Here is a 24,780-nt window from a genome sequence, read left to right as displayed (position 1 = left end):
CCGGAATTCAAGCCCTACCCACCAAGGCCTCACCATGATCCAGATTCGCCCCATGACACCGGAAGACTTCGAGCGCTTCTGGCCCACCTTTCAGGCTGTCGTCATCGCTCAGGAAACCTACGCCTACGACCCTGCCCTCACTCAGGAGCAGGCTCGCGATGTCTGGATGAAGCTGCCTCTGCATACCCTGATAGCCGAGGAAGATGGCCAGCTTTTAGGCAGTTATTACCTGAAGGCCAATGCGGCAGGCCCGGGCAATCACGTCTGTAACTGTGGCTACATGGTGACGGACGCGGCGCGTGGTCGGGGTGTGGCGCGGTTGATGTGCGAGCACTCGCAGCAACTGGCACGCGACAGCGGGTTTCTGGCGATGCAGTTCAATTCGGTAGTCGCCGGCAATGAGGTGGCGGTCGGGTTGTGGAACAAGCTGGGTTTCGAGACCGTCGGGCGGTTGCCGAAGGCTTATCGTCATGCCCGTTTGGGCCTGGTGGATTGTCTGGTGATGTTCAAGTGGCTGGCTAACGAGCCGGTGGCCGAAGAGCCTGCGCAGCCCAAGCTGATCGGCCGCAAGAATATCGAATCCGTGGTGTCGCGTCCGCGTCGAAAATAAGCATGACGCACACATGAAAACGGGGCCAGCTCACCATGAGAAGGCCCCGTTTTTGTTATTGCTCAGTGCTTATTTGCCAGAGCCTGCATCGGGCTGCTTCTGCAACAAGACCCGAGTCACTCGGCGCTCTTCCACACCAACAACGTGCAGGTCCCAGCCCTGCCAGCTGAGGCTGTCGCCGGTGGAAGGCAAACGATCCAGCAGGCTCATGACCAGTCCGGCCAAAGTCTGGTAGTCCTCGGTCGCCCTGGCCTGAAAGCCGGTGCGCTCGCGAATCAGACTCAAGTTCAGGGCTCCCGACACCACGAAGTCCTCGCCCTGCTCGACGATGTCCGGGCCTTCCACTTCGCTGGCGTCAGGCAGTTGGCCAGCGATGGACTCGAGAATGTCGGTCATGCTCAACACGCCGATGAAGTCACCAAACTCGTTGACCACGAAGGCAATGTGCGTCGATTCCTTGCGCATCTGCTCCAGGGCATTGAGGATGGTGAAGCTTTCCAGCAGGTTGATTGCCTTGCGCGACATCAGTTTCAAGTCGGGCTCGTTGCCGGACAGCAGCTCCTTGAACAGTTCTTTCTTGTGCACGAAGCCCAGCGGCTCATCGATACCGCGCTCGCCAATCAGCGGCAGGCGCGAGTAGGACGAGTGCATCAGTTTCAGACGGATCTTCTCGGCGCTGTCGTTCAGGTCGATATAGTCGATTTCGGCCCTTGGCGTCATCACCGTGCGAATCTGCCGCTCTGCCAGTTGCAGTACGCCACTGATCATCACTCGCTCACGACGATCAAACACCGGCTCGCTGCTTTCGCCCTCAAGCATGTCGGTGATTTCTTCATCCACATCACCTGACTCCAGCTTGCGTCCGCCCAACAGACGCATCACCGCATGGGCTGCACGCTCGCGGCGTGGCAGGTGCCCGTTAGCAGACTTCTTGCTGCGTTTGCGGGCGATCTGGTTGAACACCTCGATAAGAATCGAGAAACCGATGGCCGCATACAGATAGCCTTTGGGAATATGGAAACCCAGGCCTTCTGCAGTCAGGCTGAAGCCGATCATCATCAGGAAGCCCAGACACAGCATGATCACCGTGGGGCGGCTGTTGACGAATTTGGTCAGCGGCTTGCTGGCAATCATCATCAGGCCGATGGAGAAGATCACAGCGATCATCATCACCGACAGGTGCTCGACCATGCCGACGGCGGTAATCACCGCATCCAGCGAGAACACGGCATCCAGTACGACAATCTGCGCAACGATAGGCCAGAACAACGCATAGCCCGCATTACCGGCGCGTTGGGCGACATGGCCCTCCAGCCGTTCGTGCAGCTCCATGGTGGCCTTGAACAACAGGAACACACCACCAAAGAGCATGATCAGGTCACGGCCGGAGAACGTCTTGCCGAATACCTCGAACAGCGGCTCGGTCAGCGTCACCATCCAGGAGATGCTCGCCAGCAGGCCAAGGCGCATGATCAACGCCAGCGACAAGCCGATGACGCGCGCCTTGTCGCGTTGCTCAGGGGGCAGTTTGTCCGCAAGGATGGCGATAAACACCAGGTTGTCGATACCCAGTACCAGTTCCAGCACGATAAGGGTCAGCAGGCCAAGCCATGCCGTGGGATCAGCGATCCATTCCATGGTTTATGCAGCCTCACGATAAAAATGACAGGGGTTGGTATGGGTCACTGTAGACCAGCCACCATGGCTGAACGTCAGGCATGGCGTTGCAGCGTCAGGACGCGAAGGTCTGCCGGAATCCAGGCAGTACAGGAGGTTAAATAGAGAGAGGTTCGAATGAAGCGGCCTGCTCGGTAACAGTGAGATCACCGGCCAGCCATAAGCGATGGGAGGAGGACAACTCGGAGGCTCCTGGAGGGTATTCATACAGTCCTGAAAATTAATACGGGCGCTGATCGTACAATACCTGTAGATGTTTCGTACGTTGAGAAAGTATTACAAGACTTGACCGCGAGGCATGCTGCTTGCCGAGCAGCAAACGCACATGGGGCGACGTTTTGTCACACCTCCAGGCACTACCAGTTGTCTGACAACAGAATGTCGCGGGTAGATGCCCCCCGCCATTTGTTTTAAAATGTTTCCATAACGTCATGCATGCGCAGTGCTCCTCGCGATCAGCTTCACATCGCTATCCACTGCTCGCCTGAACAGAATCATAAAAAGAAAGCCCGTCATAGACGGGCTTTTTTCGTTTTCAGCTTTTGCATCTGATGTCTGGTTGGCATCCCGGCAACCCGTTTTCTTGACCTTTGAGGTGATTTACCCATGCTGCGCATCGTTGTTGTTCATTTTTTCCAGTGGCTCAAGCGCCTATCGTCCGCGCTGTTTTTTCGCAACGCAGAGGACAACTATTCGCGCAGCTTCACACGTGAAAACGATGATGAAGGCCGCTGGACCTTCGTTTCGATCATCATCGTTTTGACCCTCAGCCTTTATTGCCTGGCTGGCCTGGGTTACTACGCCAAGACCAACATCTGGGACGGCTTCACTCAGGAGCAGAAAGAGGACATCGCCCAAGCCATGGTCGTCAGCTCGCAGAATCTCTGACAGCTGCTGGGTTCAACTAAACGGGGGAAGCGAAAGCTTGCCCCATTTTCGTTTCAGCGGCTTGTCATGGGCACGCTTTTCTGCGAGAAAGCCCGCTCGCGCCAATGACAGAGCGCGCTGTAACCGGAAGCCGCGTAATGACCAGAGAATTACAAATTACCGATCTGCACCCCGGCGAGGGCAAGGCAGTGGTCAAGGGTGCGCTGATCACCACGCACTACACCGGAACCCTGGAAGACGGCACCGTCTTTGATTCCTCACACGAGCGCGGCAAACCGTTTCAGTGCGTGATCGGCACCGGACGCGTCATCAAAGGCTGGGATCAGGGCCTGATGGGCATGAAAGTGGGAGGCAAACGCAAGCTGTTCGTCCCGGCACATCTGGCTTACGGCGACAGAACCATGGGCGCGCACATCAAACCCGGCGCAGACCTGACGCTCGAGATCGAACTGCTTGAAGTGCTGACCCGCGACGATTGAGCACCACGCCTTGCAGATCGTCTTGAATCTGCCGATAACCTGGGAGATACAGGCACACGCCTGATTGCTTGTTATCGCGGAAAAAGCCATGCTCCGGGTATGGAATTCAAGGTCTTGGCACAGGAACACGTATGGCGCTCAATAAGTCGACTCAGGAGCTGAAGCGGCACCTGAAAGGGACAGCAACCAATCTGGAAAACACGGCGGAAGAAATTCTCAAACTGGCCTCGCAAATGAACGATGTGGACGTCACTGCAGTGCTGCAGATGGTCAACCGCCTCTACAGCGATGCCGATCAGCTCAAAGCCTATGCCGATGAGGTCAAGGCCAAGAGAATCGTGCGCGCCAAGCCGCTGTAAATCGCAGTACCCGAGTTCAGTCGTGCTTTCGGTCCAGAGGGCCTTCGATGCTGCCACAGCCCGCCAGAATCAGCGCCAGCCCACGGCACCTGAACATGCAGAAATGGCGTGGACGGGTCGGCATGTGTCTGGTCGCGAGCCTGTCGGTGCTGGCTGGCATGACCGATGCCATTGGCTTTATGGCAACCGGCGATTTCGTTTCATTCATGAGTGGCAACACCACCCGGCTTGCAGTCGCGATCAGTGATGGCGACCTGAGTGTGACGGTACGTCTGACCCTCGCAATCCTTGCTTTCATTGCCGGCAACGCGCTGGGCGTGGTAGTTGCGCGGCTTGGCGGCAGACGCGCCCTGCCCTTGCTGCTGGCGATCGCCACGCTGCTGTGCGCCGCCGCAGCGTGGCCACTGGAAAGCAATATGCTGGCATTGGTCTGGGCCATCCTGGCGATGGGCATGCTCAATGCTGCTGTCGAACAGGTCAACGGGTTACCGGTCGGCCTGACCTACGTGACCGGTGCACTGTCGCGTTTCGGTCGTGGTCTGGGCCGCTGGATGCTGGGTGAACGCCGAGATGGCTGGCGCGTGCAGCTGGTCCCGTGGGTCGGCATGTTTGTCGGCGCGGTGGTCGGCGCAATCCTCGAGCAACACCTGGGGCTCAATGCCCTGCTGATCAGCGCAGGCCTGTCGGCATTGCTGGGGCTGGTTTCACTGAAAATTCCCCATCGCTGGCAACGCCACTACATCCCACGCTGAACCCTGCGATTCCCATCCGCTGAAATACGTTTACCATACGCCGCCGTTCACAACCGACCTTCGTCATGACCTCTGAAGCACTCGCCATCCTGCAACAGCAGCTACTTGCCGCCTTGAACAACGTCCCGACTGAAACCCGCCGCCTGTTTCACGGCCGTGGTCGAGTATGGCCTGGACTGGAGCACATTACCGTCGACTGGATGCAGGGGGTGGTGCTGGTCTCGCTGTTCAAGGCCCCTCTTGAGCACGAACTGGAAGCACTGACACAGCTGCTGAATAAATTGATCGACACGTCGCAGTGGCAGCAAAGTCAGGCTCACACCCTGCTGCTGCAACACCGCTATCTGCCGCAGAGCACCACGCAATGGCTGACCGGCGAAGTCGTGGATGAATGGGTGATCACCGAAAACGGCCTGCGCTACAAAGTCGACTTCGGCAAGAAACAGAACAGCGGTCTGTTTCTCGATATGCGCTACGGCCGTGAATGGGTACAGGCTCAGGCAAAAGGCAAACGCATCCTCAATCTGTTTGCCTACACCTGTGGCTTCTCGGTGGCAGCCCTGGCCGGCGGTGCCGACCATGTGGTGAATCTGGACATGGCCCGGGCAGCCCTGAATCGTGGCCGAGAGAATCACCGGCTCAATGATCAGGACCTCAGCCGCGTCACCTTTCTCGGGCATGATCTGTTCAAGTCGTGGGCTAAAGTCACCCGTTCCGGCCCTTATGACCTGATCATCATTGACCCGCCGTCTTTTCAGAAAGGCAGCTTCATGCTCGACAAGGACTACCAGCGGGTATTGCGCCGCCTGCCGGAACTGCTCGATGAAGACGGGTCGGTACTGGCGTGCATGAACGACCCCGCGCTGGGGCCGGAGTTTTTGATTCAGCACACCGCAATCGAGGCGCCCTGCCTGCGCTTCGAACAGCGCCTGGAGAACCCGCCGGAATTCCCGGATGCTCGGGTCGACGGTGGTTTGAAAGCCCTGGTGTTCAAGGCAGAAGGGTTGAACCGCTCGGGATGGGCTTGACGGCGAAAATCCCGGCCAGCGGCACTCGGGTGCCGCTGGCGACTGCAACGATGCATGTAACGTGACGGGAAGTACACTGACAACCTTTTCTCACTCAAGAATATGCCTCTATAAAAGTCTGACTATTAACCAACTTTCCGCTCCTTGATACTTCCCGAATAAAGAGTAAAAATTTTTACGCTGGGCAGTAGTTTTTTTTAAACCACGCCACTAGAGTGATATCAAGTCGCCCACATTTGTACAATGGCCCCCGCCATGAAGTGGTGACACAAAGGGGATCCATAATGCCAATAAGAAATATCGGATTGAACCTCAGGGCGTTTCTCGGCTTCGGCATTATTTGCCTGCTGCTCGCCGGTCTCGGCGCCCATGCGCTCCTCAAGATGGACGGGCTTCACCAGTCCGCCAAACAACTGCAGAACGACTGGTTGCCCAGCGTAAGGCAGGCGGGCCGTATCGAGACCGCCGGTCTGCTTTATCGCCTCGACGCTCGGCGTTTTGTCATGGATGACGACAGACGGTCTGCCGAGTCAATGAACAAGCTCAATGGATTAAAAAACTCGTTACTGCAAAACGCTGACACTTACGGTCCTCTGGTATCGAGTCCGGAAGAAGAAGATGCCTACCGTAAAGTAAAGGCCGACGCCGTGGCCTATATCGCCAAAATCGATGAACTTGTTGAACTCAGTACGCGCAAATCCGACAGTGAATTATTCGTATTCATTCGCGACGTCACCAGCCCGCAGGCAAAGGCATTACAGGCCTCGATAGAAAAGTTGATAGAGGTCAATCTCAAAGGGGCCGAACAATCTGGCCTGGTGTCCGACAGGAATTATGAAAGCGGGCGAACCGTCACCTTCACGCTGATTATTCTTGCCGTCGTCATTACCCTGATCGTGGCAACAGTGTTCACCCGCAGCATCGCAAGACCGGTCAAGACACTGCTCGATTCCACACGCCGTATCGCCGAAGGTGATTTGCGTACGACGGTGGAAATCAACGGTGCCGACGAACTGACCGAATTGCAAAAAGCCAGCGCGGCAATGCTTTCCAGCCTGAAGGACACGATTCAGCATATTTCCGACGCTTCCGGCCTGCTCGCCTCGGCAGCCGAAGAAATGAGCTCGATCACACAGGATTCCACGCAGGGCATACAACGCCAGACCCAGGAAACCGAGCAGGCGGCCACCGCGGTCAACCAGATGACGGCGGCCATCGAGGAAGTGGCACGCAATGCCGTCGCGGCCTCGACCTCTACCCAAGCGTGTGAAAAGTCGGCGCAGACCGGCCAGGATTGCGTGGGCCAGACCATTGCCGCACTGGAAAAACTCAGTACTACGGTGGACAGAACCGGCGCTGAAGTTGAAGGGTTGGCCAGCCAGGCACAGAGCATCGCCAAGGTCGTGGACGTGATTCGGGCCATTGCCGAGCAGACCAACCTGCTGGCGCTCAACGCCGCCATCGAAGCCGCACGCGCCGGCGAACAGGGCCGAGGTTTTGCGGTCGTCGCCGATGAGGTGAGGGCATTGGCGCACCGCACGCAGACGTCCACCCAGGAAATTGAACAGATGATCCAGGGGATCCAGAAAAACTCCAATGAAGCCGTCCAGTCGATGAAGCAGAGTAATGCGGAAACCGACGCAACCCTGCTGATCGCCCAGCAGGCCGGCATCGCGATCAAGGACATCACCTCATCGATCAGCCACATCAATGAACGCAACCTGATGATTGCGACCGCCTCTGAACAGCAGGCGCACGTGGCACGCTCGGTCGACGAAAACCTGGTGAGTATTCGCGACCTGTCGGCGCAGAGTTCTTCAGCTTCCAGCCAGACTTCTACTGCGAGCCAGGAGCTGTCCCGCTTGGCCGTGGACCTGAATCGTATGGTGGCGAAGTTTTCAGTCTGACCAACAGCCGACTTGAGCTGCGCCTTTGCGCCTTACCAGGGCCGGAAAGGCGCAAGCGCATGCGAAGTGGATCACGCGAGATCACATTGTCGATGCGCGTTGACCGGTCTTTCAGCTCATGACCGGCGTTCTGGGTACCTTTGACGTTGTCCTGGCGGGTCGCTGCAATCGCGATAATTTCAGTCAGGCTGGGCGAGATATCCTCATCGCTGCGCTATTCCGCCTGCCCGAATACCTGGCTGGGTCGTCGCAGCGAAGGGTCGAACGGGTTGATTCTGGCACTGATCACTGCCGCTTCGCGCTTGAGCAACTCGACCACGGTCGTCAGGCGATCAGGCCCCAATCGATCAGCGATGGTCGCCACGCTGAGCGCCGCCACGGCCCGACCGCTGCGGTCCAGGATCGGCACTGCCAGCCCGGCCATGCCAGGCAGCGCCCCGGTATTACGCCCGGCGTAGCCGAGGCGGCGCACGTTTTCGACCTCCGAACGTAGAAACACCTCGTCGTACAGGTGAAAATCCTTGAGGCGCGGCAGGTTGTAGGCAATGACTGTCTCCCGCTCTTCCTCAGGCAGAAAAGCCAGAATCGCCAGACTCCCCTGCCCCACGCCCAACGCGACACGGCCACCAATGTCGCCGGTAAACGTGCGGATCGGGTAAGGACCTTCACTGCGGTCCAGGCAGATTGCGTCGAAACCGCTGCGTGCCAGTAAAAACAAAGAGTCCCCTAACGACGCAGACAGGCGCAGCAGGCTGGGCCGCACCACGTCGCGCAGATTACCGGTGTTGCCGGCTTTTGCAGCCAACGCAAAGAACTCGATACTCAACCGATAGCGCTTGCTGAGCAGGTCCTGCTCGACCATGCCTTCGTCCATCAGACTGCGCAGCAAGCGGTGTGTGGTGGGTTGTGACAACCCGACCCGCTGCGCCAACTGCGTGACCCGCTCGCCGCCTTCGTCACAATCGCCCAGGCACCGCAATACGGCGAACAGCCGGGAAACAGCGCCAACACCGACTTGCGCAGCGTCACTATTCCGATCAGTGAAATTTTTCATTTATACCGCCCGCTATTTTTTCACTGAGAGAATTAACTAAAAGAAAAATGTTATTCAGTGAAATTCCTTATTGAGCCCATCCTAGCCTTCGTCCTACTCTCAGTCCACAGGGGCGATTTGAACAATCATCGGTAGCCGACTCAGAGCGAGCACCAACGTCCACAGAGCTGTATGACTTCATTTCGCATCTGCCCATGACAAAAGCGTGCCTCGGCGCGCATGCATAAAGGTGGAAGCAGGTATGGCATTTCTGCAGCTCGAAGGTCTCTCCAAGCGCTACGGTTCCATAGACGCAGTGGTCGCCACGAATCTGGCCGTCGACAAGGGCGAATTCGTTTCACTGCTCGGCCCATCCGGCTGCGGCAAGACCACCACCTTGCAAATGATCGCCGGCTTCGTTGAAGTCAGTGACGGGCGCATCGTGCTCGACGGTCGCGATATCACTCACGCCAAACCCAGCAGTCGGGGGCTGGGCGTGGTTTTTCAAAGCTATGCGCTGTTTCCCCACATGACCGTCGCCAACAACGTTGCATTCGGCCTGCGCATGCGCAAAGTGCCTGCCGCCGAGTTGCAACAGCGAGTCAACCGGGTGCTGCAACTGGTGCGTCTTGGCCAGCATGCCGAGCGCTACCCGCGCGAACTGTCTGGCGGGCAACGGCAGCGCGTCGCATTGGCGCGGGCGCTGGTAATCGAACCGCCGGTGCTGTTGCTCGACGAACCGCTGTCCAACCTGGATGCCAATCTGCGCGAAGAGATGCAGTTCGAGATTCGCCGCATTCAGAATGAAGTGGGGATTACCACGCTGATGGTCACCCACGATCAGGCCGAGGCCCTGTCGATCAGTGATCGGGTGGTTGTCATGCAGGCCGGGCGCATCACCCAGATCGACGAGCCTTACACACTTTACGAGCACCCGCGTACACGCTTCATCTCGGGCTTTGTCGGCAAAGCCAATATGTTGCAGGGCGATCTGGACAGCACTGGCAGCCCACAGGTTCGTCAACTGCCCGGCAATGGCGCGCTGACCCTCAGCCTGCGTCCGGAGAAGATCGATCTGATGGCACCTGGCTGCGGACGGCTGTCCGGGCGCATCGTCATGCGTTACTTTATCGGCAGCCAGTGGCTGTACCGGATTCACACCGACATCGGCGAAGTGACCGTGGTACGCCGCAACGACGGCCAGGCACCGCTGGAACAAGGCGCAGCGGTCGACATGGACTGGCCCACCGAGTTGCTGCGCGTGCTGGATGCCGACGAGGTGCGCGCATGAGTCTGCTGACCGAAATGCGTCAGGGCGGCCGCGGTTACTGGCTGTCGGCCCCGGCACTGGCGTTGTATATCGGCTTGCTGGTGCTACCGCTGGGATTGACCCTGCTGCTGTCGTTCAACGTGTTCGACTACCAGGTCGGGGTGAAAAGCGACAGCTACACGCTGACCAACTATATGGCCGTGGTCAGCGACTCGTATTTCTATGAAATCTTCCTGCGCACCTTCTGGATCAGTGCGCTGGTGACCCTGCTGTGCGTGCTGATCGGTGTGCCGGAGGCCTACATTCTGAGCCGGATGGGGACACCGTGGCGCTCGATCTTCCTGATTCTGATCCTGACACCCTTGCTGATTTCAGTCGTGGTCAGAGCGTTCGGCTGGAGCCTGCTGCTGGGGGCGGACGGGTTGATCAATCAGGCTATCCAGTTTATGGGCGGGCGGCCGGTGAAGCTGCTGTACACCCCGTTTGCGGTGATCATCGCCCTGGTCCACGTCATGTTGCCCTTCATGATCATTCCGGTCTGGACATCGCTGCAAAAGCTCGACCCCACTGCCGAACAGGCCGCGCTGTCGCTGGGTGCCAGTCAGGCAAGAGTCATGCGTTCGATCGTGCTGCCGCAGGTCATGCCCGGCGTGCTGTCCGGCTCGTTGATTGTGTTCGGCCTCGCCGCCAGCTCTTTCGCCATTCCCGGCCTGCTTGGCGGTCGACGCCTGAAGATGGTCGCCACGGTGATCTACGACCAATACCTCTCGGAACTGAACTGGCCGATGGGTGCGACCCTGGCCGTGGCCCTGCTGCTGGTCAACCTGCTGGTGATGCTGTCCTGGAACCGCATGATCGAAGGCCGTTACAAAAAAACTCTGGGGGAATGATCCATGTCCAAGAACGGTCCTTTGGCCCTCTCGTTTCATGCGCTGGTGGTGATTTTCATGATGGCCCCACTGGTCGTGGTGTGTCTGGTGGCGTTCACCCCGGAAAACACCCTGAGCCTGCCCACCACCGACTTCTCGCTGCGCTGGTTCAAGGCAGTGTTCGAACGTGCAGACTTTATCGACTCGTTTTACAACAGCCTGATGCTGGCGTTCGTCTCCGCGACTCTGGCGACCTTGATAGCGGTGCCTGCCGCCTTGGCAATCACCCGACATACTTTCCCTGGCCGCAATTTTTTCAATGCGCTGTTTCTTTCGCCGATCATCATTCCGCATCTGGTGCTGGGAGTGGCCATGCTGCGTCTGTTTGCACTGATGGGCGTGAACGGCAGCTTCACCTGGCTGATTTTTGCCCATGTGCTGGTCATCACGCCCTATGTGCTGCGTCTGGTGCTCGCTGCGGCGATCGGTATCGACCGCAGCGCCGAACACGCCGCCGAGTCATTGGGCGCAAGCCGTTTCATCCTGTTTCGGCAGATCACCCTGCCGATGATCCTGCCCGGCGTAGCGGGCGGCTGGTTGCTGGCATTCATCAACAGCTTCGATGAGGTCACGCTGTCGATCTTTGTCACGTCACCCGCCACCCAGACCCTGCCGGTGCGCATGTACGTCTACGCCACCGAATCCATCGACCCGATGATGGCCGCCGTGTCGGCACTGGTCATCGCGCTCACCGCCGCCACCATGACCCTGCTCGACCGGGTCTATGGACTGGATCGCGTGCTGGTCGGCAAACACTAACCGGAGCTTTGACGTTATGGCATTGCTGAAACGACTGACCGAACATGACCGCCCGGTTCTGCCCTTTACCCTTGACGGCCAACCGGCCAGCGGTCTGTTGGGCGACACCTTGCTGACCGCCGTATTGACCGCCAGCGAGTACGTGCGAGGCAGCGATTTCAGTGCCGAGCCCCGCGCCGGGTTCTGCATGATGGGCGCCTGCCAGGACTGTTGGGTAAGGTTGGGTGACGGACAGCGAGTGCGTGCCTGTTCGACGCTGCTGGAAGCCGGCCAGGCGGTGATTCGTGAACCAGGGCGCTGCGTATGAGTGATCAGGCCATTGCCATTATCGGCGCAGGCCCGGCTGGCATTCGCGCCGCTCAGACCCTGCTGGCCCACGGTATCAAGGCCTGCCTTATCGATGAAGGCTTGCGCGGCGGCGGCCAGGTCTACCGCCGCCAGCCGGAAAACTTCCAGCGCTCGGCCAAGGCGCTTTACGGTTTCGAAAGCAGCAAGGCCGTCGCAGTGCACCAGACTCTCGACGCGCTCGCAGAGCAGATTGACTACCGCCCGCAAACGCTGGTCTGGAGCGCCGAGGGCCATCAGCTCGACACCCTGCAAAACGGAACAGCCGGGACTATCGATTTTACCCAGCTGATTGTCGCTACAGGCGCAACCGACCGAATCCTGCCAGTCCCCGGCTGGACCTTGCCTGGCGTTTACAGCCTGGGCGCCGCGCAGATCGCGCTCAAGTATCAGGGCTGTGCGATTGGCGAACGCGTGGTGTTTTGCGGCAGCGGACCCTTGCTGTATCTGGTTGCCTACCAATACGCCAAAGCCGGCGCAAACGTGCTGGCAGTGCTCGACAGCGCGCCGTTTTCGGCGCAGTGCAAAGCATTGCCTGCGTTGCTCGGCCAACCCGTAACCCTCGCGAAGGGCCTGTATTACCGCGCATGGCTGAGCGCCCATGGCATTCCGGTGCATCAAGGCGTACACCTCAAGCGCATAGAGGGTGAACAGCGTGCGACCGGCATTCAATGGCAACGTAATGGCCAATCTAACCTGCTGGCCTGCGACGCAGTAGCCTTTGCCCATGCGTTGCGCAGCGAGACACAACTGGCCGACTTGCTCGGCTGTGCATTCGACTGGAGCCCGCTCAACCGCGCGTGGCTGCCTGCTCGTGATAACTGCGGGCGCAGCAGCGTGTCAGGCGTGTATCTGGCAGGCGACGGCGCTGGAATCATGGGCGCGGACGCTGCGGAGATGGCCGGAGAACTCGCCGCCCTCGGGCTGCTGCAAGACATTGGCATCACTGTCGACGCCCTGCGTATCCGGGATCTGCAAGCTGCACTGCAACGCATCGAACGCTTTCGCCACGGACTGGAAACCGCCTTCCCGTTCCCAGAGGCCTGGGCCGCCCGCGTGGCGGATGACACCGTGGTATGCCGCTGTGAAGAAGTCTCCGCGGGTGAGATTCGCACAACCGTGCAGGATGGCCATTGGGAGATCAACCGGGTCAAGGCCCTGTGCCGAGTCGGCATGGGCCGCTGCCAGGGACGGATGTGCGGCCTGGCAGCGGCAGAGATCATCGCTCGCGAGAGCGGTCGGCCGGTGGAGCATATAGGCCGTCTGCGTAGCCAGGCCCCGATCAAGCCGCTGCCGTTCGGACTGGCGCTTCAATCAGTTGAGAAACAACCATGAGCACACTGATTGAAACCGATGCGATTGTCATCGGCGGCGGTATTGTCGGCTCGTCGGCAGCCTTGGCGCTTGCACTGAAGGGCAAGCGTGTGGCCGTGCTGGAGCGCGACTTTTGCGGCTCGCACTCCAGCGGTGTCAACTACGGCGGCGTACGCCGTCAGGGCAGGCCATTATCGCAGTTGCCCTTGTCGCAGCGGGCACACCAGATCTGGGGCAACCTGCGCGAACTGATCGGCATAGACGGCGAATACCAGCGCTCGGGCCACCTCAAACTGGCACGCAGCGAACAGGACATGAATGCCCTGCGCGCCTACGCCGAAGTCAGCCAGGTATTCGGCCTCGATTTACAATTGCTCGATCGCGATCAACTGCGCGCCCGCTATCCCTGGGCAGGCGACGTCGCGGTGGGCGCATCGCTGTGTGCCGACGACGGGCACGCCAATCCGCGCCTGGTATCGCCCGCCTTTGCCCGCGCTGCTCGACGGGCTGGGGCACAGGTATTCGAGCAGGCGCAGGCGAGCGAAGTCAGCCATGACGGCAACGCCTTCATCGTCACAACGGCCAGCGGCCTGAACCTGAGAGCTCCCTGGCTGCTCAACTGCGCCGGGGCGTGGGCTGGAGAACTGGCGGCGCAATTTCACGAACCGGTGCCTATGTATTCAGGACATCCGGCGATGCTGGTGACAGAACCGTTGCCGCTGTTCATGGACGTCAGCACCGGTGTCGAAGGTGGCGGCATCTACGCCCGGCAAGTAGCGCGCGGCAATTGCGTACTGGGCGGCGGACAAGGTTTTGCCATCGATCCGGCGCGCGCCCGACCGGGACAGGCGGCAGTACTGGACATCCTGCGTAACGCCGTCGAACTCTACCCGCCACTTGCCGGTGCCCAGGCCATCCGCACCTGGAGCGGCACCGAAGGCTATCTGCCGGACCGTGAACCCGTGCTCGGTCCGAGCCTCACCCAAGCGGGCCTGCTGCACGGCTTCGGTTTTGCCGGGGCAGGTTTCCAGATCGGTCCGGCGGCCGGCGAAGCGCTGGCCGAATGGGTTTGCGACGGCGCATCACTTATCTCGCTCGAGGCGTTTTCCATCGGCCGCTTCCGGCAGGCAACCGCTCAATTCAAGGCTATCGAATCCGCTACGAACATCATCCCATTGCACAGAGGAAGGTCGTCCCCATGAAAAACACCCAACGTCTCGCCCTCACCGGCCTGTCATGCCTGCCCTTGGCGGCTGCACTGTTTTGTATGCCTGCCCAGGCCGACACCACGCTGTACCTTGGCATGAACGGGGGGACCATGGAGCGCCTGTATGCCGATCAGGTGTTGCCCGCCTTCGAGAAGGCCAATAACGTCAAGGTAGTGATCGTGCCAGGCACGTCAGCCGATATCCTCGCCAAGGTGCAGGCATGTAAAGACAATCCGCAGATGCATGTCATGTTTCTCGACGACGGCATTATGTACCGGGCTATCTCCATGGGCCTGTGCGCCCCCCTGCAACCCAGCGCCAGCCTGGCCGATCTGCCTGCCAAGGCCAAAATCAAGGAGCAGGCCGCCGCCGTCAGCCTGGGTGTAACCGGCCTTGCCTACAACACGCGAATGTTCAAGGAAAAGGGCTGGAACGCGCCCACCTCGTGGATGGACCTGGCCGACAAGCGCTTCAAGGACAAGGTCGTGTTCCAGTCACTGGCCTCTTCGACCTTCGGCCTGCATGGTTTCCTGATGTTCAACCGGATCCAGGGCGGCAGCGAGAAAGACGTCGAACCAGGCTTCAAGGCCTGGCCGAAAACCATCGGCCCGAACGTGCTGGAGTACATCGCCAGCTCGGCAAAGATCTCGGAAATGGTCCAGACCGACGAAGCCGCGCTGTTCCCGTTGACGCCGACGCAGGTGACCGCCTTGAAGATCAAGGGCGTGCCAGTGGAGTACGCATCGCCCAAGGAAGGCGGTGTGGTGTTGAACGTGGCTGAATGCACAATCGCCAATAATAGCCAGCCGGAACTGGCCCAGAAGCTGGCCGCCTATTTGCTGACGCCGGAAGCACAGGCACCTGCGCTGGAGTTTGGCGATCAGATCCCGTCAAACCCGAAAACACCAACCACGGACAAGACGCGTGCCCAGGTCGAGGCCATGGAGAAATACCTGGAAACAGCCGTAACCATCGACTGGGATCAGGTCAATCAGATCCGCCCGGAGTGGAACGCGCGCTGGAGCCGCAGTATCGAGCGATAGACGTTTGCGGCGAGCTCGACAGGTATCGCCGCCTGCAAAACGTCACCCGTTGATTGCCACCTGGCAAATTATTTCAACTTATTACCGCGCAAGGGAGTCCCACCGTTACGCCCACTTTTTCGGGCGCATTCAACGGTGGTTCTTTCTGTATGAGTTTTATTGTCTGCATGGGCGTGCTTGGCGTGCTGTTGATGCTGTTGGCGCTCACCTCCTCCTATTTGCGCTGGATGCCGGTCACCACCTCGGCGGTATGCCTGGGGTTCGGTTTTGGCATCGGTCCGATGGGCCTGGATATCGTCGATCTGGATTTCGAAAAATCCTATGAGTGGCTGGAACGTCTGACCGAAGTGGCGGTGCTGTTTTCCCTGTTTGGCACAGGCATCAAGTTGCGCCTGCCCCTGCGTGGCAAAGCCTGGCACTCAGCCTACTGGCTGGCCGGACCGGTCATGCTGGCGACCATTGGCGGCGTGACGGTGGCAGGTCACTACATCATCGGCCTGGACTGGGGCGTGTCGTTGCTGCTCGGTGCGATGCTGTCGCCGACCGACCCGGTGCTAGCCGGGATGGTTCAGGTCAACAATGCTCAGGATCAGGACCGCCTGCGCTTCGGCCTGTCCGGCGAAGCGGGCCTCAACGACGGCACGGCATTTCCATTCGTGATCTTTGCCTTGCTGTACCTCAGTTCCGGGGGCGCGATGAGCGACTGGGTCCAGGGATGGCTGATCAAGGACCTGATCTGGGCGGTGCCGGCCGGTTTGTTGATTGGTTACGGCATGGGCCGTGGGGTCGGCCATCTGATGATCTTTCTGCGCATCAAGAACGCCGACAGCACCACCTCGCCCAATGACTTTCTGGCACTGGCGCTGATCGCCCTGGCCTATGTGGTCGCGCAAGGTGTCGGGGCGTTCGGCTTTCTCTCGGTGTTTGCCGCCGGATTCGGCCTGCGTCAGGCCGAAGTCAGGGTCACGCGTTCTGAACTGCCCTCTGAGCATGTTGCACAACCGGTCCTCGGGCATATGACTGCGTCCCTGGAACAGGGCACTGTCGCGCAAGGCGACGACATGAGCGGTTCGCAGCTGGCCGCCGGCGTGATGATGGGCGACATGCTGGCGTTCGGCAGTCTCGTCGAGCGCGCGATGGAAGTGTTGCTGATCACCCTGCTGGGTGCAGCGCTGGCGATGTACTGGGACTGGCGGGCCATTGGCCTGGGGCTGGCATTGTTTTGCGTCATTCGCCCCGCGAGTGTCTGGCTGCTGGTCAGCCGCCGCCTGCTCAACGTCAGACAAAAAGCGCTGGTGGGCTGGTTTGGCATTCGGGGCATCGGCAGTCTTTACTACCTGTGCTTTGCCTTGTCGCACGGCCTGGCGCACGATGTCGGCCACGTTGTGATCGGCATGACTCTCTCGGTCGTCGCGCTGAGCATCCTGGTGCACGGCATCAGTATTCAGCCTTTACTGGAGCGTTATGAGCGCAGTACCGCCGCCAGTCCTGATTGATTGCCCGTTACGGCAAAGGGCCATAGAGCAGCTCGATGAGCGTATTGGAACAAGCAATTGGACTGCGGCATTTCGACTCGGTAGCGTGGCCGCCATATAGCGATGCATGGCAAAGCGATAAACCGCAGATCAGTGCAAATCTGAAAGCGGCCAGCTAATATGCAAAACAGCTAAGGGCACTTTGCCAGCCTGCAAGCAGGCCTGATACACCAAGTCCTGGAAAAGAGCTGAACCCCTGTAGCCCGCTGTCCTCCAAACCCGATAATACAGCCCACTCGATCATTTAGAAGGTGAAATGTCAGAACCCGTCCTGATGGACCGCTTTGCACGTAAAGTCGATTATCTGCGCATGTCGGTTACCGACCGGTGCGATTTTCGCTGCGTGTACTGCATGGCCGAAGAGATGACGTTTCTGCCTCGGCAACAGATTCTGTCACTGGAGGAAATCCTTCAGGTGGCCGAGCGCTTCGTGGCGCTGGGCACGCGCAAAATTCGCCTGACCGGCGGTGAACCGTTGGTACGCTCGGGTATCGTCGGTCTGTGTGAAAAGATCTCTGCGCTGCCCGGCCTGCGTGAACTGTGCATGACCACCAATGGCTCGCAGCTGAAAAAACTGGCCGCGCCGCTGTTCGAGGCGGGCGTCACGCGTCTGAATATCAGCCTGGACAGCCTCGACCCGCACCGTTTCCGCGAACTGACCCGCACGGGCGATCTGCACAAGGTCATTGCCGGTATCGATGCGGCCAATGCTGCCGGCTTTGTGCACACCAAACTCAACTGCGTGGTCATGCACGGTCGCAACGACCATGAGATCAACGACCTGCTGGCGTTTGCCATCGATCGTAACCTCGATGTCTCGTTCATCGAAGAGATGCCGCTGGGCATCATCAGCGAACACAGCCGTGCCGAATCCTTCTATTCAAGCGATCAGGTTCGCGAACGTATTGCCGAACGTTACACGCTGGTGCCTTCCACCGACTCGACTCAGGGGCCGTCGCGCTACTGGCGTCTGGCCGAAGCGCCGGGCATTCGCATCGGCTTCATCTCCCCGCACAGCCATAACTTCTGCGGCACCTGCAATCGTGTGCGTCTGACGGTCGAAGGCCGATTGCTGCTGTGCCTGGGCAACGAGCACTCCGTGGACCTGAAAGCGGTACTGCGCGCCAACCCCGGTCAGCCCGAGAAACTTGAAAAAGCCATCATCGATGCCATGCAGATCAAACCGTGGAGCCACAACTTCACGCATGACGATGGCGTTCAGGTCGTGCGCTTCATGAACATGACGGGCGGCTGACCGCCGCCCTGAAGAAGAACGCCTCACACGAGGCGCTATTTATTTTCCGGCTTTGCGAAAGAACAAGGTGATCTGCCCTACTTCGACACCCAGCTTGGTCATCGACGAACGATTGGCCATGGTCTGCTCGTCGATCAGGTACATCCAGTCATCCAGGCTGACGTCATACTCGGTGCCGTCCACCGGCAGTCTGAGCACGTAGTTCCAGTGGAAGCTGTTGCCCGCCACTTCGCCGTAAGCCTCACCGACGACATCGCCTGCCGTGCCCTTCCAGCGTCCCGGACCGTCAGGACGCAAACGCCACTCGCGAACCTGTTTGGTCCCATCGCTGTAGCTAAAGGCCTCGTGCATAACCAGCACTTCGCCTTCACTGTGCCCGTCAATCACCACCGTAAAGCGCTTGGTGACCTCGCCAGAGCGCTTCTGGAACATTCCCCAGGCTTCGACGCGCCCCGTGAAGTATTTGCGAAGATCGAGTTTCGGTGCTTCCTGGCTGTAATGGGTCACCGGCACCCCACCGCAGCCGCTCAAAATCAGCCCCATACATAACATCAACATCCACTTTCTCAACATGCACCCTCCTTGACGGGTCATGAGCCTTTACTGCCGAGCAGTTGTTCACGAAGCTCGGGGTTACGGGTTTTCGGGTCAAGCCAGATAGAAAAGAAAGCCTTGGCGAACTGGCTGTCGGGCACTACATGCTGAAGCGTGTCGCCAACGTAGAAACGTGCTTCCCGTCCAGGCAGGTAGACACCGGTAATCTTCATGCCCGGCTGGACGTCGACAAATGACTGGTTCATCTGCTGACGCCATTCAGTCAGTTGCCGTTCGTTCACCTGATTACCGGAAATACGCTTGATCTCATCGATACTGGCGTCGACCAGATCTTCACGATCAATGGCGCGATGGTAAGTCAGCTCGAGGGCCAGCGGGGCATCGGCGACGAAGGGCCTGGAGGGACTGAGCAACCGGGCTGTATAGATACGAAAGCCGAACAGGCTGAGGTCCCCGCCGCCGACGACCTGAGCATTGGGCAGTGCTTCGCGCCAATCCGCCGAAGCGCTGCCGCTAAGCACAATCAGCAACCATAGCCATCGTGGCACGCGCATCGGTAACCTCTGTTAAGGACTGTACAGACGCTGCCGTGGCACGCGCGGCAGAGAGAATCAGAAAGGTCAGAGTAGCTGACTGATGGCCGGAATCTATACCACCAAAAACACTTTGTACAACTCATCAGACCATTACCCTTTCAGCGCCGAAAACCAAAAAGCCTGTTCCCGACCAGAATCGGGAACAGGCTTCAGGACTTGCGGTGCTTCGGGCTCAGGCCACTTGGGAATGCGCTTGCCGGCGAGCCTTCTGCCATTCGCTTTTCAGCGCCTGCAATGTGTTCTCCATGAATGCGCGATCGGCAGCGGCCTTTTTGCCGACATAACCCTGACCACGACGAAACATCTTCAGCGATGCCCGCACGTGCGGGTGCGCATCACGGAACTCACGCTCTTGGGTATAGGGCGACATGGCATCTACACGAACTTCGCCTGACTCGGCAATCCATACAATGTGGTCGTCGAGCGTGTCCTTGCGCGCGGCAAACAGACGAGCCAGTTCATCAATAGTCGGTTGGGTGTTGATATTCATGTTGATGCTCCTTCGCTCGCAGGCTGTTCAAAAATTGATACATCAAGTTCATGCGCCGGAGCCTCGTCAACGCAACACGGTCGAGTGGTCGTCGATTACAGTTCCAGCCCTCAAGGACATGCAGGTAGCCTTGATGAAAAGCCGCTACACAACGGCATCAGCGTAGAGAAAACAACAAGAAGCAGTCACGAAACCCAAAGACCCGGCCCAGGATCGGCAATCGATCCGTTACAAGCATCATGAGGACATTTCGCCAGCTTCTCGCCCTTATCGACGACAAATGCCAGTTCAGCTCCATCAATCTGCCTTGTGGGCAGCCTACATCCGGGAACATCTCGACGGCTTGCCGAGCCTGTTCATCACACCTTTTGCAGCGCTCCCGATCGGGGAGACAGCTGCATAATGCAAAAGGAAAAAGGGTACGTCAACGATTGTGTAGTGATTATTTTTAGTCACTACATAATTGCATGAGGGACCGGTAGTTACGTAGAAACCTGACTGAATAGTCACAGCCACCTGAACATATCGCGCAATAAAAAAGCCTGAAAGCTTTCGCTTCCAGGCCTTCCCACAACACAACTCCCTTACCGTCAGCTCACTTTAAAGCGTCCCACCAGCCCCTGCTGCTGTTCTGCCAATCGAGCCAGTTCGCGACTGGTCACGGCAGTCTGCTCGGCACCTGCACTCACCTGAATGACCAGCGAGTTGATGTCATTCACGTTGCGGTGGATCTCTTCAGCCACCAGGCTTTGCTCTTCAGCGGCCGAAGCGACCTGGATGTTGCGGTCGCTGATGGTCGCGATGCCTTCGGCGATTTCCTCCAGCAGCTCGCCAGCGCGTACCACGTTGCTGGCACCCTCCTGCGCCTTGCCCAGGGTTTCCTGCATCGACGCAGCTGCGCGTTCGGAGCCGGATTGCAGGTTGGCGATCATTTTCTGGATGCTGACGGTAGAGTCCTGAGTCTTTTTGGCCAGGTTGCGCACTTCATCGGCCACCACTGCGAAACCGCGCCCCTGCTCGCCTGCACGTGCAGCTTCGATGGCTGCGTTGAGGGCCAGCAGGTTGGTCTGGTCGGCGACACCACGGATGACATCGAGCACCGAGGAGATCGAGTTGCTTTCGCCCTTGAGCTCTTCAATGATCCGTGAAGTCTCTTCAGCCTGCACCGAAAGCCCCTGAATAAGACCGATGGTGTTATCGATTTCGGTCTTGCCCTGCACGGTGCTGTTGTTGACACGTTGCGACATCTCGGCAGCGTCGGTAGTGCTGCGCGCGACATCCTTGACCGTGGCGCTCATCTCGCTGATAGCCGTGGCGACCTGGTCAGTGCCCTGACGTTGTTGCGCCACGTTCTGACTGGTTTGCAACGCCACAGCGGAAGACTGCTCGGCGGCGGTGGCTACTTGCGCCGTGGCGCTGCCGATTTCGCTGATAACCTCGCTGATCTGCTGCGCCATGTTGTCCAGATTGCGCGAGATCTCGCCAAATTCATCCTTGCCGATATAGCGGGTTCGCGCGGTCAGGTCGCGGGTAGAAAGTGCCATCAATGTACGGTTAACATCGACGACCGCGATCTTGATATTGCGGATGATCACCGAAGCCAGCCACAGCACTACGATCAGCATCACGACGACAGTGGCAACCGCCACGTACAGGCTGCTTTGAGCGGAGCTGCGCGCGTTTGTTGCCAGGCCCACGACGTTCTGGCCGAGCTCTGCTTCTACCTGAGCCATCATGTCGATACGCACGGTTGCAAGGTTGAACCAGTCTTCCGGCTTGACGTTGAGCGGGTCGCCCAACGGTGTATCGAAACCCAGCCGTTGCAAACGGGCGACTTCAAGTGATCCCGGCTGTTGTAGAACATCATTCAACTTGGTTTTGAATGCCTCCGGAGACCAGCGCTGAAACGCTTCGAAATAACCGGAGAACTCTCCCAGGTTACGACTGAAACGTGATAACAGCGCCGCGTCAAAGCGGTTCTGGTTAAACGCCAGACCGAGCAATACACGTTCACGCCCTGCACGCTCCTTCATGTCCACGAATTGATTGAGCGAACTCAGGCCGCGCAGTATTTCCGGATCCTCGATACTCGCTTCCAGCGAATAAGTGAACCCGATAAGTGTTTTGATAATGTCAGTAAAACGCGTGCCGGATTCAGTGTTGTTGGTCGCCAACGCATCGACCTTGAGACGCAGCGCGATCAGGTCATCAAATGCATGGTTTACTTTTTCCGGGCCAGGGATACCGTCAGTCGTTTGAGCACGCATCTCGCTCATCGCCTTGTCGGTTTCCTGACGGAACAGCTTCAGTTTGTCTTGCATGGACTTGCCGCCGCTGCCCAGGAACACGCCGCTGGCTCCGCGTTCGCGCTGGATGGTAGTGACCACGTTGCTCAGTTTCTGTGCAGCACTGGTGGCTGTCACTGCGCGCCTCATGTCACCGAGGTTCTCGCTTTTGTCAGCCACGAAAATACCTGCAAAGGCAAGAAAGCCCAGCAGGGGAAACATTAAAATAAGCAGCAGTTTCATACTCAAAGGAGCATTTCTAAGCATTGCAGACCTCATGACATGCAGACTTTTCTATAAAGACTATCCAGGGCGTAACGTTCTGTAGCGTCGACGTTTTCTTGTCGCCAGGGACTGTTGGGTAATCAGCCTGCCGTAGCCGGCCTTGCTTCCGTATCACTGTCTCGGCTGTCTGCCGAGAAGCTTTACCAACTATTTGAATTTGTCAGTTCAAATAGCGAACTCAATAAAGCAGAGGGTGCGGGTAGTTTGGATCCACAAAGAGATGACCGCCTTGGGCAGTCATCCTGAGAAAAGAAATATAAAGACACCGAGAGGGTGGCCTGCAACAGCGGCGACAATCTCAGCAGATAGAAGTTGCAACTTTTTTATTCAACTCATAAGCTTTATGACGTATTAACGCAGGTTGGTCTTGGCCAGCTCCAGCACTTCACTGCCCCGCCCGCTCATGATCGCGCGCATCATGTACAGGCTGAAACCCTTGGCCTGCGCCAGCTTGATTTTCGGCGGGATGCCCAGCTCCTGTTTGGCAGTGACGACATCGATCAGCACCGGCCCGGGATGATCGAACGCCTTGCGCAGCGCTGCCGGAAGCTCTTCGGCATTCTCCACCCGCAGACCGAGAATGCCTGCGCCCAGCGCAATACCGGCGAAATTGGTTTCATGCAGGTCAGTGCCATGCGGCACATAGCCGCTGGCTTTCATTTCCATGTCGACAAAGCCCAGCGAGCTGTTGTTGAACACCACCATTTTGATAGGCAGGTTCAACTGACGAATGCTCAGCAAGTCTCCCAGCAACATGGACAGGCCGCCGTCGCCGCAAAGAGCTATGACCTGACGATCCGGATGTTCAGCCTTGGCCCCTAAAGCCTGCGGCAAGGCGTTGGCCATCGAGCCATGGTTGAACGAACCAAGCAGACTGCGCTTGCCATTCATGTGCAGGTAGCGCGCGGCCCACAGCGTTGGCGTGCCGACATCAACGGTGAAGATCGCATCGGCGTCCGCCTGTTCGTCGACCAGTCGGGTGAGGTATTGCGGATGAATGGGGGTGCCATCTGGTGTGGGCGTTGCCAGTTCATCAAGCTCCTCGCGGGCCTTGGCGTAGTGCTTCAGGGCTTTGTCGAGGAAACGACGATCTGCGTGGGGCTTCAGCTTGGGCTGAAGCGCCTCGAGGGTTTCCCGAACCCCGCCGACCAGTCCCAGCGCTACCGGCGTACGGCGGCCCAACTGAGTCGGGTCGAGGTCGATCTGAATGATATCGGCTTTCTCGGGATAAAAATTCCGATAGGGAAAGCTGCTGCCGAGGATCACCAGCGTGTCGCAGGACAGCATGGCGTGATAGCCGGAGCTGAAACCGATCAGGCCAGTCATGCCGACATCGAACGGATTGTCGTACTCGACGTGTTGTTTGCCGCGCAGTGCGTGAACGATCGGTGCACCCAGGGTGTCGGCCAGCGCGAGGACCTGCTCGTGAGCCCCGGCACATCCGGCACCGCACAACAGGGTTACGGACTTTGAGTCGTTAAGCATATCGGCCATCGACTGCAGGTCGCTTTCTGCCGGGACAACGCTGGGCGGCGTGGCCTCAATCCATTTCGCGGCAACTTCAGGTGCCTCGCTGAGTGCTACGTCGCCTGGCAAGACGATAACCGCCACACCTTTCTGGCTGATCGCCGCACGCATGGCTCGTTCCAGCACACGCGGAAATTGCTCGGGGTTGCTGACCAGCTCGACGAAGTGGCTGCATTCCTTGAACAACTCTTGCGGGTGAGTTTCCTGAAAATAGTCCAGGCCGATTTCCGAAGACGGGATATGTGCAGCAATTGCCAGCACCGGCACCCGATTGCGGTGGCAGTCATACAGACCGTTGATCAGGTGCAGGTTACCCGGCCCGCAGCTGCCTGCGCACACGGCAAGCTTACCGCTGGACGCTGCCTGGGCACCGGCAGCAAAGGCTGCGACTTCTTCATGACGGGTGTGCATCCAGCGAATCGAGTCGGTGCGTTCCAGGCTGTCGGTCAAGCCGTTGAGGCTGTCACCGGACACGCCCCAGATGTGGGAAACGCCTGCCGCTGCGAGGGTTTGCGCGAGATGGTCGGCAATGGTCTTGGACATTAGGGGTTCCTTGTCGAGGCAATAATGAGTTCGGTAGAACGCGCGCAGCGCTCTGCCACGCCTGTTGTGGTCGACCCGGCGGATTCTCGACAGTTCAGAAAACCTGAG

The 24,780-nt window shown here is 58.7% G+C and carries 23 protein-coding genes; 16 read left to right on the top strand and 7 right to left on the bottom strand.

The window, feature by feature from the left end; all coding sequences use genetic code 11:
- The first annotated feature begins 34 nt into the window (after window positions 1-34).
- Entirely contained in the window at window positions 35-610 is a 576-nt protein-coding gene (locus MME58_RS12300; protein WP_054985400.1) for a GNAT family N-acetyltransferase, read from the top strand.
- Window positions 611-679: 69 nt separating this feature from the next.
- Here the strand turns inward: MME58_RS12300 and MME58_RS12295 are convergent, their stop codons facing one another.
- Entirely contained in the window at window positions 680-2,248 is a 1,569-nt protein-coding gene (locus MME58_RS12295) for a TerC family protein (protein ID WP_055005525.1), read from the bottom strand.
- 645 nt (window positions 2,249-2,893) lie between these two features.
- Between MME58_RS12295 and MME58_RS12290 the strand changes: the two genes are divergently transcribed.
- The 6 genes from MME58_RS12290 to MME58_RS12265 all read left to right on the top strand — a co-directional run bounded on the left by MME58_RS12290 (window position 2,894) and on the right by MME58_RS12265 (window position 7,700).
- A complete protein-coding gene (locus tag MME58_RS12290; RefSeq protein WP_055005526.1) occupies window positions 2,894-3,175 on the top strand; it encodes a hypothetical protein in 282 nt (93 codons plus the stop codon).
- Window positions 3,176-3,312: 137 nt separating this feature from the next.
- Window positions 3,313-3,654, top strand: a complete 342-nt coding sequence (locus MME58_RS12285) for an FKBP-type peptidyl-prolyl cis-trans isomerase (RefSeq protein ID WP_055005527.1) — start codon at window positions 3,313-3,315, stop codon at window positions 3,652-3,654.
- A gap of 131 nt (window positions 3,655-3,785) precedes the next feature.
- Window positions 3,786-4,013, top strand: a complete 228-nt coding sequence (locus MME58_RS12280; protein ID WP_003317903.1) for a hypothetical protein — start codon at window positions 3,786-3,788, stop codon at window positions 4,011-4,013.
- 47 nt (window positions 4,014-4,060) lie between these two features.
- Window positions 4,061-4,765: a YoaK family protein gene (locus MME58_RS12275; RefSeq protein ID WP_055005528.1), complete on the top strand. Its 705-nt coding sequence runs from the start codon at window positions 4,061-4,063 to the stop codon at window positions 4,763-4,765.
- A gap of 65 nt (window positions 4,766-4,830) precedes the next feature.
- The gene (locus MME58_RS12270; RefSeq protein ID WP_055005529.1) at window positions 4,831-5,793 is read left to right on the top strand and encodes a class I SAM-dependent methyltransferase; all 963 of its coding nucleotides are present in this window, start codon (window positions 4,831-4,833) and stop codon (window positions 5,791-5,793) included.
- A 383-nt stretch (window positions 5,794-6,176) separates the two neighbouring features.
- Window positions 6,177-7,700 (top strand): methyl-accepting chemotaxis protein, encoded by a 1,524-nt coding sequence (locus tag MME58_RS12265; protein WP_233590986.1) that lies wholly within the window; start codon window positions 6,177-6,179, stop codon window positions 7,698-7,700.
- A 214-nt stretch (window positions 7,701-7,914) separates the two neighbouring features.
- Here MME58_RS12265 and MME58_RS12260 read toward each other — a convergent pair whose 3' ends face one another.
- A complete protein-coding gene (locus tag MME58_RS12260; RefSeq protein ID WP_055005531.1) occupies window positions 7,915-8,754 on the bottom strand; it encodes an IclR family transcriptional regulator in 840 nt (279 codons plus the stop codon).
- A 241-nt stretch (window positions 8,755-8,995) separates the two neighbouring features.
- Between MME58_RS12260 and MME58_RS12255 the strand changes: the two genes are divergently transcribed.
- The 9 genes from MME58_RS12255 to moaA all read left to right on the top strand — a co-directional run bounded on the left by MME58_RS12255 (window position 8,996) and on the right by moaA (window position 18,391).
- On the top strand, window positions 8,996-10,024 hold the full coding sequence (locus MME58_RS12255; RefSeq protein ID WP_054985082.1) for an ABC transporter ATP-binding protein: 1,029 nt from the start codon (window positions 8,996-8,998) through the stop codon (window positions 10,022-10,024).
- Window positions 10,021-10,893, top strand: coding sequence for an ABC transporter permease (locus MME58_RS12250; protein WP_054985081.1), 873 nt, complete (start codon window positions 10,021-10,023; stop codon window positions 10,891-10,893). Before MME58_RS12255 ends, MME58_RS12250 begins: the two co-directional genes overlap by 4 nt.
- A 3-nt stretch (window positions 10,894-10,896) precedes the next feature.
- On the top strand, window positions 10,897-11,691 hold the full coding sequence (locus tag MME58_RS12245; protein ID WP_054985080.1) for an ABC transporter permease: 795 nt from the start codon (window positions 10,897-10,899) through the stop codon (window positions 11,689-11,691).
- A 16-nt stretch (window positions 11,692-11,707) separates the two neighbouring features.
- Window positions 11,708-11,998: a (2Fe-2S)-binding protein gene (locus MME58_RS12240; protein ID WP_054985079.1), complete on the top strand. Its 291-nt coding sequence runs from the start codon at window positions 11,708-11,710 to the stop codon at window positions 11,996-11,998.
- Entirely contained in the window at window positions 11,995-13,371 is a 1,377-nt protein-coding gene (locus MME58_RS12235; RefSeq protein ID WP_055005532.1) for an FAD/NAD(P)-dependent oxidoreductase, read from the top strand. Before MME58_RS12240 ends, MME58_RS12235 begins: the two co-directional genes overlap by 4 nt.
- Complete coding sequence (locus tag MME58_RS12230) at window positions 13,368-14,552, top strand: NAD(P)/FAD-dependent oxidoreductase (RefSeq protein WP_055005533.1); 1,185 nt, start codon at window positions 13,368-13,370, stop codon at window positions 14,550-14,552. The genes MME58_RS12235 and MME58_RS12230 overlap by 4 nt, the downstream gene beginning before the upstream one ends.
- Window positions 14,549-15,601, top strand: a complete 1,053-nt coding sequence (locus MME58_RS12225; protein WP_055005534.1) for an ABC transporter substrate-binding protein — start codon at window positions 14,549-14,551, stop codon at window positions 15,599-15,601. The genes MME58_RS12230 and MME58_RS12225 overlap by 4 nt, the downstream gene beginning before the upstream one ends.
- A gap of 149 nt (window positions 15,602-15,750) precedes the next feature.
- Window positions 15,751-17,097, top strand: coding sequence for a cation:proton antiporter (locus MME58_RS12220; RefSeq protein ID WP_055005535.1), 1,347 nt, complete (start codon window positions 15,751-15,753; stop codon window positions 17,095-17,097).
- A gap of 295 nt (window positions 17,098-17,392) precedes the next feature.
- Window positions 17,393-18,391 carry a GTP 3',8-cyclase MoaA gene (gene moaA, locus MME58_RS12215; RefSeq protein WP_055005536.1) on the top strand — a complete coding sequence of 333 codons (999 nt, stop codon included), beginning with the start codon at window positions 17,393-17,395 and terminating at the stop codon, window positions 18,389-18,391.
- A gap of 39 nt (window positions 18,392-18,430) precedes the next feature.
- Here the strand turns inward: moaA and MME58_RS12210 are convergent, their stop codons facing one another.
- From MME58_RS12210 to poxB, 5 genes are all read right to left on the bottom strand, one after another.
- The gene (locus MME58_RS12210; RefSeq protein ID WP_055005537.1) at window positions 18,431-18,964 is read right to left on the bottom strand and encodes a DUF3833 domain-containing protein; all 534 of its coding nucleotides are present in this window, start codon (window positions 18,962-18,964) and stop codon (window positions 18,431-18,433) included.
- A gap of 17 nt (window positions 18,965-18,981) precedes the next feature.
- Window positions 18,982-19,500: a chalcone isomerase family protein gene (locus MME58_RS12205; RefSeq protein ID WP_055005538.1), complete on the bottom strand. Its 519-nt coding sequence runs from the start codon at window positions 19,498-19,500 to the stop codon at window positions 18,982-18,984.
- 214 nt (window positions 19,501-19,714) lie between these two features.
- Window positions 19,715-20,032 carry a hypothetical protein gene (locus MME58_RS12200; protein ID WP_054985071.1) on the bottom strand — a complete coding sequence of 106 codons (318 nt, stop codon included), beginning with the start codon at window positions 20,030-20,032 and terminating at the stop codon, window positions 19,715-19,717.
- 590 nt (window positions 20,033-20,622) lie between these two features.
- Complete coding sequence (locus tag MME58_RS12195; RefSeq protein WP_054985083.1) at window positions 20,623-22,539, bottom strand: methyl-accepting chemotaxis protein; 1,917 nt, start codon at window positions 22,537-22,539, stop codon at window positions 20,623-20,625.
- Between the two features lie 414 nt (window positions 22,540-22,953).
- Window positions 22,954-24,672, bottom strand: coding sequence for a ubiquinone-dependent pyruvate dehydrogenase (poxB, locus tag MME58_RS12190; protein ID WP_054985070.1), 1,719 nt, complete (start codon window positions 24,670-24,672; stop codon window positions 22,954-22,956).
- Window positions 24,673-24,780: the final 108 nt, after the last annotated feature.

Source organism: Pseudomonas syringae pv. tagetis, assembly GCF_022557255.1.
Taxonomy (GTDB): Bacteria; Pseudomonadota; Gammaproteobacteria; order Pseudomonadales; family Pseudomonadaceae; genus Aquipseudomonas; species Aquipseudomonas caricapapayae.
This window is presented reverse-complemented; position numbering and strand designations above follow the sequence as displayed.